At 43.3% G+C, this 11537-nt stretch carries 8 protein-coding genes, 17 tRNA genes and 1 pseudogene; 5 read left to right on the top strand and 21 right to left on the bottom strand.

Annotated features, from left to right (window positions below):
- A partial coding sequence (locus F6K52_RS23580; protein ID WP_293083553.1) for an iron uptake porin occupies positions 1–1042 on the top strand: 1042 nt, incomplete at its 5' end.
- Between the two features lie 808 nt (positions 1043–1850).
- Here the strand turns inward: F6K52_RS23580 and F6K52_RS23575 are convergent.
- Positions 1851–3272, bottom strand: a complete 1422-nt coding sequence (locus tag F6K52_RS23575; RefSeq protein ID WP_293083550.1) for a GTP-binding protein — start codon at positions 3270–3272, stop codon at positions 1851–1853.
- Between the two features lie 248 nt (positions 3273–3520).
- On the opposite strand from F6K52_RS23575, the gene F6K52_RS23570 reads away from it, so the two are divergent.
- Positions 3521–4531 carry a PAS domain S-box protein gene (locus F6K52_RS23570; protein WP_293083547.1) on the top strand — a complete coding sequence of 337 codons (1011 nt, stop codon included), beginning with the start codon at positions 3521–3523 and terminating at the stop codon, positions 4529–4531.
- Positions 4532–4678: 147 nt separating this feature from the next.
- Here the strand turns inward: F6K52_RS23570 and F6K52_RS23565 are convergent, their stop codons facing one another.
- From F6K52_RS23565 to F6K52_RS23550, 4 genes are all read right to left on the bottom strand, one after another.
- Positions 4679–5089 carry a hypothetical protein gene (locus F6K52_RS23565; RefSeq protein WP_293083544.1) on the bottom strand — a complete coding sequence of 137 codons (411 nt, stop codon included), beginning with the start codon at positions 5087–5089 and terminating at the stop codon, positions 4679–4681.
- An 86-nt stretch (positions 5090–5175) separates the two neighbouring features.
- Positions 5176–5247, bottom strand: a tRNA-Lys gene (locus tag F6K52_RS23560).
- A gap of 8 nt (positions 5248–5255) precedes the next feature.
- Positions 5256–5328 (bottom strand) — tRNA-Lys (locus F6K52_RS23555).
- Between the two features lie 269 nt (positions 5329–5597).
- Positions 5598–5671: transfer RNA gene (locus tag F6K52_RS23550), tRNA-His, on the bottom strand.
- A gap of 68 nt (positions 5672–5739) precedes the next feature.
- Here F6K52_RS23550 and F6K52_RS23545 point away from each other — a divergent pair.
- Positions 5740–5952 carry a hypothetical protein gene (locus tag F6K52_RS23545; protein WP_293083541.1) on the top strand — a complete coding sequence of 71 codons (213 nt, stop codon included), beginning with the start codon at positions 5740–5742 and terminating at the stop codon, positions 5950–5952.
- On the opposite strand, the gene F6K52_RS23540 is transcribed toward F6K52_RS23545, so the two are convergent.
- The 16 genes from F6K52_RS23540 to F6K52_RS23465 all read right to left on the bottom strand — a co-directional run bounded on the left by F6K52_RS23540 (position 5865) and on the right by F6K52_RS23465 (position 9018).
- Positions 5865–6311: an NADAR family protein gene (locus F6K52_RS23540; RefSeq protein WP_293083536.1), complete on the bottom strand. Its 447-nt coding sequence runs from the start codon at positions 6309–6311 to the stop codon at positions 5865–5867. The two genes, F6K52_RS23545 and F6K52_RS23540, sit on opposite strands and share 88 nt — an antisense overlap.
- A gap of 189 nt (positions 6312–6500) precedes the next feature.
- Positions 6501–6570: transfer RNA gene (locus F6K52_RS23535), tRNA-Gln, on the bottom strand.
- A gap of 54 nt (positions 6571–6624) precedes the next feature.
- The gene (locus F6K52_RS23530; protein WP_293083531.1) at positions 6625–7260 is read right to left on the bottom strand and encodes a hypothetical protein; all 636 of its coding nucleotides are present in this window, start codon (positions 7258–7260) and stop codon (positions 6625–6627) included.
- A gap of 325 nt (positions 7261–7585) precedes the next feature.
- Positions 7586–7662 (bottom strand) — tRNA-Met (locus tag F6K52_RS23525).
- Between the two features lie 2 nt (positions 7663–7664).
- Positions 7665–7738, bottom strand: a tRNA-Leu gene (locus F6K52_RS23520).
- A gap of 86 nt (positions 7739–7824) precedes the next feature.
- Positions 7825–7902, bottom strand: a tRNA-Leu gene (locus F6K52_RS23515).
- A gap of 3 nt (positions 7903–7905) precedes the next feature.
- Positions 7906–7979 (bottom strand) — tRNA-Leu (locus F6K52_RS23510).
- A gap of 4 nt (positions 7980–7983) precedes the next feature.
- Positions 7984–8057 (bottom strand) — tRNA-Pro (locus F6K52_RS23505).
- Positions 8058–8061: 4 nt separating this feature from the next.
- Positions 8062–8135: transfer RNA gene (locus F6K52_RS23500), tRNA-Leu, on the bottom strand.
- A 239-nt stretch (positions 8136–8374) separates the two neighbouring features.
- Positions 8375–8447, bottom strand: a tRNA-Gln gene (locus F6K52_RS23495).
- A 29-nt stretch (positions 8448–8476) separates the two neighbouring features.
- Positions 8477–8550, bottom strand: a tRNA-Phe gene (locus tag F6K52_RS23490).
- 31 nt (positions 8551–8581) lie between these two features.
- Positions 8582–8654 (bottom strand) — tRNA-Asn (locus F6K52_RS23485).
- 4 nt (positions 8655–8658) lie between these two features.
- A tRNA-Glu gene (locus tag F6K52_RS23480) sits at positions 8659–8733 on the bottom strand.
- A gap of 4 nt (positions 8734–8737) precedes the next feature.
- Positions 8738–8808: transfer RNA gene (locus F6K52_RS23475), tRNA-Trp, on the bottom strand.
- A gap of 4 nt (positions 8809–8812) precedes the next feature.
- Positions 8813–8887: transfer RNA gene (locus F6K52_RS23470), tRNA-Ile, on the bottom strand.
- Between the two features lie 57 nt (positions 8888–8944).
- A tRNA-Asp gene (locus F6K52_RS23465) sits at positions 8945–9018 on the bottom strand.
- Positions 9019–9606: 588 nt separating this feature from the next.
- On the opposite strand from F6K52_RS23465, the gene F6K52_RS23460 reads away from it, so the two are divergent.
- Both F6K52_RS23460 and F6K52_RS23455 read left to right on the top strand, forming a co-directional pair.
- On the top strand, positions 9607–10350 hold the full coding sequence (locus tag F6K52_RS23460) for an urease accessory protein UreF (protein ID WP_293083527.1): 744 nt from the start codon (positions 9607–9609) through the stop codon (positions 10348–10350).
- A 951-nt stretch (positions 10351–11301) separates the two neighbouring features.
- Positions 11302–11537, top strand: a pseudogene (locus tag F6K52_RS23455) (hypothetical protein); the annotation flags it as partial.

The following is an 11537-nucleotide window of genomic DNA, read 5'->3' as shown; positions in this document are numbered from 1 at the left end:
CTTCTCCATTGCCAACGCCTTTGGTGAAGACAGTGACAACCAAGTCGTGTTCCAAGACCGGGTACGTTTAGCGTTTGTCTCCAGCTTTACCGGTAAAGATGCCCTCTACACCCGTCTGGATGCCGGTAATGCAGCTACCTTTGATGGCACAGACCAAGGTGCATTTACTTACAGCTTTGACAGCGGTAACGACCTGGGTATTGGTTGGCTAGCCTACTACTTCCCGATTGGGGAGAATGTTGATGTTTATCTGCCAGCTGCCTTTCCCCTTTGGCAAGATTTCGTCCCCACCATCAGCCCCTACCTGGATGACTTCACTGGTGCTAGTGGTGTTCTTTCCAGCTATGCTGAATCTAGCCCCATCTATAAAATTGGTTTAGGCGCAGGTGGTGGACTAGGCATCAACTTTAGCCTCGCAGATGCCGTAGTATTGAGTGCAGGTTACTTTGGTGGCAATTCCTTTGACCCCTCTGAAGGTCAGGGTTTATTCAACGGTGAGTTTTCTGCCTTAGGTCAGTTGACATTTTCCCCTAGCGACAGCTTTCAGTTAGCGTTCACTTACGTTCGTGCCTACTTCAATGATTTTGATGATGACAACGCTATCTTTGATACAGGTGTCGGAACTGAAAACGCCAGGGCACCCTTTGGTGATGGAGGAGATGTCACAGCCAACACTAACTCCTACGGCGTAGAAGCCTCTTTTCGATTCTCTCCCAATTTAGTAATTAATGCCTATGGTGGCTACACCGATGCTGAACAAGCATCTGGTGGCGACGGTGATGCTGAGATTTGGTACTACGGTCTAGGACTGGCATTACCAGACTTTGGCAAAGAAGGTAACTTACTTGGTATAGTTGCCGGTTCTGAGCCTTATGTTGGTGGTGATGATGATACCGCCATTCATCTTGAAGGCTTCTACAAGTATCAGGTAAATGATAATATCTCGATTACTCCCGGATTAATCTGGATTGCTGCTCCCTTTGGAGACAGTGATAACGACGATGTCTTCATTGGTGCTCTGAGAACTACCTTCAAATTCTAAAACCTGATCCCAAGTCCGGTTAATTACTTATATTAGGGTTGAGCCGATGGCTGTGACTTGAAAATTGAAAATTGAAAATGATCAACTTTCAAGTCACGAGAAGCCAAAAATTATAAGAAGTTAACCGGGCTCGGTATCAGCATATTATTGAGAGGTTATAAGATTTTTTTCAGTTTGTTTAAACTTGTTTAAGCGGCTTCAGCTAGCTAAAGATTGTCGCTATTGTGTGGATGAAATCAATTACTACTCCAGTACCCCAGATGTGGATAGCATTGCTGACGTTAGTAATGATTTATAAACAGTGTTACCGAGACCCTTTTCTTCAAAAATTTGGCCATTAATGCTGGTGTGTTTAAGTCTTTGATTGATGACGCTGAAGAGGAAGTGGGATAATGCATTTGGTTAACCATTTTTAATATCCTCTAAGATTAATGGTTCATGGCAACAGTACTAATGAACCATGGATAATGAACCATGGATAATGAAGCAGCCAACAACCCCCAGAAAAATCCGTTTGGAACACCAACCGATGGTCTAGCTCAACACATAGACCAGTTTCACGTCTGAGGGTGACAAATTGGCAGGCTGTTGAGTGTTTGGCTGTGTCAGGTTTGCAATTAGGTGAAGCAATAAAGTGAGCATGGCGGCTTGAATTAGTCTTTTGAACATGAGTGTTCTCCTGAATCCCGATTGGCTGGCAGTGATTTTTCTCTCTTGAATATCTACACATGCCCAATCTACGACTCCGGTAAAAAACTTGCCAGGTATAAAATTTAGGTAAAATTAGGGAAAAGGTTAAGGAGTTTTATCACTCTCCTAGCTGTCTTTCCAATTCTTGCCGCAGACGAAAAACAATAGTATCTGGCTCCACCCGGTCTAGAATTTCTTTAATCACGGTACTTGCTCCTAGTGGTCCGAAAGAGCAACCTTGTTCGAGATAAACTTGTGCCGCTTGACCAACAGCATAAGCCCCATAACCTGCAATTCCAGCTTGGGTAATTGCTGCCCCAGCAAAGGCACCCAAGCCACTCGGACCGATAACCACTGAGGCACTCTTACCTACACCAAAAAGCACACTGGTACCCAGTTCACCTACCAGTAACCCTCCAGAACTGATCAAAATCTTTTGCCATAGCTTACCTGCTTCATAGCTAGTCATAGGTAGACCATACAGCCGCGCTAGAGAACGAATCATCACCAAGTCAGTCAGAGTACCTCCTAACACATCTAAAATTCCAATCGGATTGAGGGCGACTGCTAGTGCTTTGTACTTAGCAAACTGCCAGATTAAGTCTTCTGCTTCAGTTTTGTGTAACTCAATAGCTTTTTTGGCAATAGTATTCTGAGCATTGCGGGCTTGAAATAGAGCGTTGAGGGCTAAAAGCGATCGCCCTTCTCGGTTAAGTAGACTGAAAATTTTCTGTTTGAGCTGATCCACATTCGGAGGTGGAGTTTCCCATTCATAAGTCACTCTACCATCAGGCCACTCTACCCGTACTTCCATAGAAGCTGGTTCTGCTGCCACTAGTACAATCTCATCCGCTGACAACATCTTTTGTAAACGCCGATCCTTGGGACTACCGGTACCGAGTTGTTGCAACTGTTGATAAATTGCCTCCCGGTCTTGTTCTGGATAGAGGTCAATTTTGTTAAATACCAAAATTAGAGGCTTTTGGCTTTGCCGCAGTTCACAAAGAGCTTGATATTCAGTGCGAGTGATATCACCAGCCACCACAAATAAAATTAAATCGGCTTGGGATACCACCTCCCGAGCCATCTGTGCCTTTACTTCCCCATGGATTTCGTCCAATCCAGGCGTATCAATCAACTCCAAGAGGACTTTACTGTCGGACTTAGGTGTCCAGGGTACTGACTTGGGCCATTGAGTGACACCGTGAATCGGGCCAGTTTTAAGAATTGTTTCTCCCAGCAATGCATTAATTACTGCTGACTTACCACGACTAACCAAACCAAAAGCGGCAATGCGAATCAATCCTTGGTCAAGTTTGTCTAGGCTAGACTGCAAAACCTCTAATTCAGTTTGCAGCAAGGCTTGCATTTCCACATCAGCAGGATTCCCCTGGGAGCTATGAAAATTGGTGTACCAAGACAAGGCTTGCTGTAAACTGGCACGAGTGCGGTTGAAGAGATTTTTCTGCTGGTTGTTGGTGCCATAGGATGTCTGATTACCAGCAGCTGGTTTAGATTGGGAAGATCGAGGATAACTCAAGGTTAAATAGGTAAAGACGAGTTACAGTTACTATTTTTACCTAACCGTTGATGAGAAAATACCCATTATCCGATACCAATTACCTGATACCAAGTTGCAGTCAAAGAATAAACAAAAAGGAATTGGGAATTAGGAAATTTCCCCCAAACCCTCCTGATTCCATAGGTAAATTAAACGTCAACAACGCAACTTGTTATAAGCCTGTAGACTAATGTGGGATTGGCGCAGGCTGATTGATGGAGGTAACTATGAGTGATCTGAATAAATCTAAACAACAGCTGATTCAGGAAGTGAAAGCACTGCGCCGACAAGTTGATCAACTTAAAGCTACACGAATCGTGTTCAGTGCTCAACATCAGCTATTTAAAACCTATGCCACCATGATGCAAACCGCCTCTGGCTCCCTGATGCTGAGAGCTTTGTTACAAGATATACTCCACGTTGCTGGTCGGCTCACTAAGGCAGAGGATAGTAGCCTGTTTTTACTCAATGCTGATGGTGTGGTCATTGAGAGTATTCTAGCTCGCGGTGCAACCCTCCCACGATATAAAAAGCAGATCATTGGTCAGGTTCTAGACCAAGGTTTAGCTGGTTGGGTTAGCCGCCATCGCCAAGTTGGGCTGATAAAGGACACTATGGATGATGACCGCTGGCTTACTTTACCTGATCAGCCCTATCAAGTACGCTCAGTATTAGGTGTACCTATCCTCAGGGGCAAGAGGTTATTAGCCATTATCACCCTAATGCATTCCCAGGCGGGACACTTTGGTGCTAAATCTGCCCGTTTAATGGAAATGACTGCTGAGTCCATGGCTTTGATCTTAGAGAATGCTCAACTCCACAGTCAACAACAACACCTAAGGCAACAGTCTGCTCAGAACTATCAAGTTTTATCCCCAGCCAATCAGCTGACTGATAGTCCAGATAATTTCTCTTCCCTGGGAATTTACATAATTTATAGTAAAGGTAATTTTCTATATGTTAATCCCAAAATGGCAGAAATTTTTGGCTATTCCTTTGGTGAACTTATTTCTCGGCAATCCTTACTACAAGTAGTGGCAGAAGACAAGCGTAAATTTGTGGATGATCGCATAACTAATTGTCTTCAGGGTCAGGGTAAAAATCTCTACTTTTCCTTTCCTGGTAAGTGTAAAGATGGCAGCAAGATTAACGTAGAGATTTATGGTTCTCGAACTAAATTATACGGTAAGTTAGTAATCATTGGAGCTTTGCGAAGAATTAATCATTTAAAGGGTTAGGCTCTAGGTTCTTGGCTCTAGGTTCTTGGCTCTAGGCTTTTGGCTCTAGCCATACTATTGACCTCAGATATAGTCATCGCCAGGTTGTATAAAATAAGTTGTATAAAATAAGTTGTATAAAAATTATGGATAGTGTCTTGAATGATTTTAAATTTTACGCCTGATTCGCTTAATATTTCTGGAACGGCTAGCAATAGTAGCTTTACCTTTACCGATTTGTACAAATACTTTACCAGAGAAAAGATTACTGAGAGCTGGGCGTTGGTAAACTACAAAATCATCTAGCTTTGATGTTTCCTCAAACCCCAGCTCGGTCAGAGCATCCTGGAGAGTAGCGGTAAAAACTTTCTTACTCTTGAATTCTAGGGATACTGTAACGGTTCGATTGAAGTAAGTACCTAATAAACCACCGATTAAGCCAAAAATTACACCAACACTATAGGGCATCCCTGTCACCAGACTTAGCCTCAAAACTTGCGAGGAAAAGACAGTGGTAATTAGGGTTGTGCAGGTGAAGTAGTACAAGAATGTTATTAATAAACCAGGACCAAGCTGCATAGAAATTTTATTTGATGTTATGACTATTTTGTCAAAGATACTGATTTTGCAGTTTAAATGGGTCAATTATTGGGTCAATCATAACATGGGTGGTATAGGAGTCGAACCTATCTAGTACGGATTAAAAATCCGTTGCACAGCCGCTATGCCAACCACCCAAATTCTATGGGAATGACAGGAGTTGAACCTGCAACAATTCGGTTAAGAGCCGACTGCTCTGCCACTTGAGCTACATTCCCATCACAAAAGGAAAACCCCTCTGGGTCAAGTTGAACGACCACACCTAACATTAGGAGTGTCAGTGCCAGTGCCTTGCTTTTCGGCTTCTGGTGGCTAGAGGAAGATGGAGGAATCGAACCCCTACAACATCGCTGCCGTACCACGGTTTTCAAGACCGATTGCCGTCCACTCGGCGGCATCTTCCTTAAGGTGCCCTTTCCGTGATGGCTAGCAATCCCTTGACCGTAGGTCACGCGGGGCGCGTTCGCCATCACGGGTCGCACCTAAGGGTGTCTGACGGGACTTGAACCCGTTTTGACTGGTTCCACAAACCAGCGCCGCGACCACTTTGGCTTCAGACACCAAGTTGTTTAAACAATACAAAGTACTAATTATTTAGTCCTAATTACAGCACAGCGTTTTTCATAACTATGAGGTATACAGGATTTTTTCCCTGTTCCCTGTTCCCTGTTCCCTGTTCCCTGTTCCCTGTTCCCTGTTCCCTGCTCCCTGCTCCCTGCTCCCTATTTCAACAGTTAATTTTACTTTTGTCCGACTACTTATCACGCAATATTGCCCTGACTGTCATTAAAATTTCTCCTAGTTTATTTTTCCCACTACCATCAGCACCACAACCCCAGTAATAATCTATGGGTGAATTCTCAAAAATTACCTGATCACCTGTAGCAAGTAGTAACTGCCGAAGATCACCATGGGTTTCAAATTTTCGTAACACTCCTCGCTGCATAATCTCATCTTTGACTTTTTCCCAATCATCACGAAGATGATGAGTGCGATCGCGTCCCATTTTTGCTGCTTCCTTTGGTGTTTTTGCGTTACGGATTTTGTCATACCAAGAGGAATCAGTAGTCACAAATTTTTGGGCTTGGAAGAAATGCTCACTAGTAGCCCACCACAATTCATCTAGCTCAAAGCCATGTCGGGAGAAGTTGGAAAAACAACCATAGGGTTTTTGGCGAGTACCGTAAAAATAGATTGTCATAATTATTGGTGAATAATGATAATGCTGACCACTCAGCCAGGTGGAAACCTCAAGGTTTTATGGAACCTACAACCATAGTCCCTGGATTTTATCGATGGTTGACCTTTATGGTTTGAAGGTTGATAAGCTAAGGTTTGATGATTGAGGTTTAAGGGTTAACCGTTAACCTTTGACCTTTAAATTTATCCGAAGATGGAGTCGGATTTGAACCAACACTTCATGAACCAAAATCATGTGCCCTACCATGAGCTATCCATCTTACTTAAAAACCATAAATTTAGAGATTTTCGAGTGACCAGCACCTATCACCATTTTAATCTGGAATTTCGATCATTGTCCTGGCATTGCTGATCGAGAGTACTCGATCAACTGTTGACTTGAACTGTTCAATAAATGTCTGTCGTCTCTCAAGTTCTTCAGCCAGGTTAGTGGGATCGAGTAGTTCAACCCCTTCTCTAGCTAGAAAGCTATCTGACAAGGATTGATACTTTTGTGAACCAACCGATGCATTCTGCCCCAGCACTTCCAGAGCTAGTTTATCAAGTCTTTCTTTGACTCGTGCTTGTGCCGTCTTATAGTGATTCAGGGTTTTACTATATGCTGACTGCATAGTACCGATAACTGCTTCATAATACATGATAAACATCTTCATCTCAATGGCTTCGGCCACAGTCATCTCTTGGTCAGCAATCGTAACCATTGTAGACGCATTGGATAAAACAATTACTCTCTTGATTGTCCGCCTTCTGGAAATCAGGGCATCCACTTTTTGCAAAGCTGCTTTAGCTTTTATCTCATAATCTTCTCGTGATTTAAAGCCTGTTGGCACTTGACCAACTTCAACCACAGAAATTAAGGTGTTGTTGTCCAAAGCTGCTCTGGCTGAGTCAATGCGCTTTTCCAGCAAGGTCAACTCTGCTAGAGCATCTGTGACAGTCATAGTTGTCATTTTACCCTCCTTATCTCTTCATTTGTATCTCCTAGCTAATCACTTTTAAACCCTGCTGTTAGTTAATTTATAAAGTAAACATAGTATTGATATAAAAAGGGAACAGGGAACAGGGAACAGGGAACAGGGAACAGTGGGAAAGAGTGATGAATATTTTTACTATTATTCAAACCTAGAAATAGTAGTCATGATATACTTCTAATATTTAGACTCATGTAAATCATTAATTGTTATTTTTAATTTGTTACTTTACAATTTAAAATTTACGAACTCCTTTCAATAATAAGTATTCAACCAGAGATGATATAGGATCATGTCTGCAAATTGGTGGCAGGGGTGAGAGTTGCACTCACTGATTTCCAGGGTATGAACCTGGCGAGCCTACTCTTGCTCCATCCCTGCGATACCCCTGACTGGATTTGAACCAGTAACACCTAGGTTCTAAGCCTAGAGCCTCTGCCAATTGGGCTACAGGGGTTTGGATCCGAGGGGCGGAATTTGCGCTTATGACCAATTGACTGTTGGTCAACTGGACTAAACCAAACTGCGCCACATCTGGATAATTGGTACTCCCGACAGGATTTGAACCTGTAAAAAACTAGAATCTCGGTCTAGTGCGTCTACCAATTGCGCCACGGGAGCGTATACCCCTGGCAGGATTTGAACCTGCAAGACACTCGTTCTGGGGGAGTGATGTCTACCAATTCCATCACAGGGGTAAAGTCGGGGTGACAGGATTTGAACCTGCGACATCTTGCTCCCAAAGCAAGCGCGCTACCAAACTGCGCTACACCCCGTTAGTACTCCTGGTGGGAGTCGAACCCACAACTGACCGTTTTTAAAACGGTCGCCTCTGCCAATTGGGCTACAGGAGCATATTTGATACCAAGTTGCTATCAAAAGTTATTTGGGTTGAAGGTTGAAAATTGAAGGTTGAAGGTTGAAGGTTGAAGGTTGTTTGGTTGAAGGTTGTTCGCCTTTGGCGTCCGAAGTAGCCTAGGTTGTTTGGTTGAAGTTTACAACCGGTTAACCTTCAACCGGTTAACTTTCAACCGGTTAACCTACCCTAAACCGAACGCCAAAGGCGAACAACCGGTTAACTTTCAACAATAGAATGCCGGAGTTGGACTCGAACCAACTTCTCCGTGATTCAGAGTCACGGCGACTTGCCAATCGTCCATCCGGCATTGAGCACTTGCAATTGGCAAGTGACAGCCCCCCAAGGTCGGCATCGAACCGACGACCTCTCGCTTTTCAGGCGAGCGCTCTACCCAACTGAGCTACCGGGGGATACAAAGGAGAAAGATGAAACCCCTCCTGACTGCCCTGGCAGGGATCGAACCCGCGACCATCGAGTTAACAGCTCGCTGCTCTTCCAACTGAGCTACAGGGCATTCATCGTGCCGACGGGGATCGAACCCGCAATCACCTGCTTGAAAGGCAAGCGGCTTAACCAAATTTGCCTACGGCACGGGAGCGCGGAGACTGAGATTTGAACTGAGATCAACGGTTTTGGAGACCGTCATGTTGCCAGTTACACCATCTCCGTATCTGGTTGCAGCGGCGGGAGTTGAACCCGCACCCACCTGGTTATGAGCCAGGTGCTCTACCCTTGAGCTACGCTGCTAGGTTACTGATTGGAGCAGGATTTGCACCTGCAACCGATAAAAGCTACTGCAAAGAGCGAGGCTGACGGGAATCGAACCCGCGACTTCCTGTTCGACAGACAGGCGCTCTGACCGTCTGAGCTACAGCCCCAGGACTTGAGCAGTTTATCCGTTGGAGTTTAGATAAATCTTTTAGATAAATCTTTGAGTTCACTCTGTGGGGAATCAACCCAAGGGTCTATCCCCACTTGATGAGCAAACACGGTTATATCCAAACATGAATCAAAAGGTATGTTACATATTTAGTTGTCAAGGTTCCGTGTAAGCTTTGGGATTCGAGCGTTTTGACTCTTTCCTGTCCGCTATGTTTTTATACTACATAAATACTACAAAGGGTGTCAAGGGTTTGGGCAAACTTTTTTTGGAAATTTTTAGGGCTTACGTGGATAGCCGCCATAACCACTATATGTAGTTTTAAATTTTAATTTAAACACTATATGTATAGTTAGGGGGAAGTCCTAATTGTCAGAGGGGCAACGGATGGTTTAAGCGATTTAAGGTGTTTGATATTAATACAAACAGCAAAAGCTGTTGTAGTTAACTTTTAGGTGCGACCCGTGGCGAATTTAATGCTTAATGGTAAGAGCGCACCTTTGCCTTTTGCCTCTTGCCAATGCCATTGCGCGTAGCACTATATGATGTACAGACAGTGCAATAGGACAATGAGCAACAAGCAAGAATGCATTTAGATCCCCTAGTCCCTAATTCTTTGTTGAATCTTTTGCAACTGGCTAGTCCTGTACTACCAGTGGGCGCTTACGGCTATTCTGAGGGTTTGGAAACGTTAGTTGATATTGGTGTGATTCACGACCAGACTACTCTGCACCAGTGGCTAGAGCATCAACTGCGCTATGGAGCCATTCGATTAGAAGCTTATGTGATGGTGCGAGCTTACGAAAATTATGGCAAAGGGGATTTAGAGGGTTTGAACTACTGGAATGCTTGGGTAAGTGCTGCTAAGGAAACTTCTGAATTGCGGACGCAAAGTTGGCAGATGGGTAACTCGTTGATGCGGTTACTGCTGGATTTGCACCCATCCACTGAAACTATTGTCCAGACAACCGATGTCACCTCTGACGCAAATCTAATCTCTCTACACGATGTAGCATCAGCTGTGGGGAAACCCTGTAATTATGCGATCGCGTTTGGGATTGGGGCTGCTAACTGGCAGATTGACATTACAGCCACAGTCTTAGGTTACTTACATAGCTGGGCATCTAATGTCATCGGTGCTGGGGTCAAATTGATTCCCCTTGGTCAAACCGTTGGTCAACAGCTACTACTAGGACTCAACCATAGACTTACTCTGAGCACCGAAGATGTTTTAACTTTGACGGATGAAAAATTAAGTAGTTGTGGTTGGGGATTAGCCCTGGCAAGTATGGCTCACGAAATTCAGTACACACGATTATTTCGCAGTTAATTCTTTTTAAAATTAATAATCCTTTGTAAGCATTCAGCACTCAGCGGTCAGCGGTCAGCTTATTTTATTCAAAAGCTGTTCGGTGTAAGGTTGCCATAGGCCAATGGCACCTCAAGTAGCGTGCGCTTAGTGCATTAGCTAACTTTATTAATCCTTTTTTAAAAGATTAATAAAGTTAGCTGGATTTTTTTGCTGATGTTACCGATATATGCCACATTTGCATGTTACCAAAGTATAGCATTTGTATTTGAGATGTAAACCTGTATGGTCTTTTTTTATTGGACAATAAAACTCTGTAGCTCTTGCCCATTTTGCCTTTTGCCTCTTACCTGCATGCCTTTTTTGGCAAGAATTTTGTTTACAACCTAGATAAAAACGCTATATACTACGACAATTAGCGTATTTTAATAATTAGCCGGATTTTAATGCTAATATAGAGTTATGATTAAGGCAGCCAAAATTTATTTAATTTTTGGTTAATTTCAGTGAAATAATCCTTCTTGATTAAGGTAAAATTAAGCAAATTCAGGGACTAATTTACCTTGAGTTCGACTAACCGAGTTTTGCTGATGGTTAGTGAAACTCGATCAAGGTGCATCTCTACAACCCTGGCTTGACTTGTCTGTTAACATTACGATTTGGGTGCATTTATACAAAACTAGGATTTACGCAAAACTGGGGGACAAACCCTATAATTTATAACAAATATACAACTGGCGTAAGTTCTGAAAACTATACACAATATCAGGATTAACAATTATAGGTATTAGGTATCTAGGTATCTCGCTATCTAGGTATCTACTTATGAGGAAAAACACGGGTACTTGACAAAAGTATGGCTAACCGAAATGCTAGCAAACTAGGATTGTTATTTGTTAAGTATTCATTGTTATTAATTGTTAGTTAGTTACTAATTACTAGTGGGATTGCTATCTATCCATAGAGACACCAATGACGACTCACAAAGTATTGATCACCGACAAACTGGCACAACAGATTCAAGCTTGCGCAACGGAGCAATTGACTGGTCGGTTGGAGATTGAAGATCCCCAAGGTCAGCAGTGGAGTCTTTCTTTTGACTTGGGTCGTTTGACTGGGGCTGCTAGTAAAATGCATCCCATTCGCCGTTGGTGTCGGCAGTTGTCTGTACACTGCCCAGAACTATCAGCATTTCCTGTGTGTCAGGA

It is taken from the genome of Moorena sp. SIO3H5 (genome assembly GCF_010692395.1).
In the GTDB taxonomy this organism is placed as follows: domain Bacteria; phylum Cyanobacteriota; class Cyanobacteriia; order Cyanobacteriales; family Coleofasciculaceae; genus Moorena.
Note: the sequence above shows the minus strand (reverse complement) of the source record. Positions and strands in the feature narration are given on the sequence as shown.

Coding starts and splice junctions, on each gene's coding strand:
- F6K52_RS23570 (WP_293083547.1), top strand. CDS start 3,521: ATGAGTGATCTGAATAAATCTAAACAACAGCTGATTCAGGAAGTGAAA.
- F6K52_RS23565 (WP_293083544.1), bottom strand. CDS start 5,089: ATGCAGCTTGGTCCTGGTTTATTAATAACATTCTTGTACTACTTCACC.
- F6K52_RS23545 (WP_293083541.1), top strand. CDS start 5,740: ATGAGGTATACAGGATTTTTTCCCTGTTCCCTGTTCCCTGTTCCCTGT.
- F6K52_RS23540 (WP_293083536.1), bottom strand. CDS start 6,311: ATGACAATCTATTTTTACGGTACTCGCCAAAAACCCTATGGTTGTTTT.
- F6K52_RS23530 (WP_293083531.1), bottom strand. CDS start 7,260: ATGACAACTATGACTGTCACAGATGCTCTAGCAGAGTTGACCTTGCTG.
- F6K52_RS23460 (WP_293083527.1), top strand. CDS start 9,607: ATGCATTTAGATCCCCTAGTCCCTAATTCTTTGTTGAATCTTTTGCAA.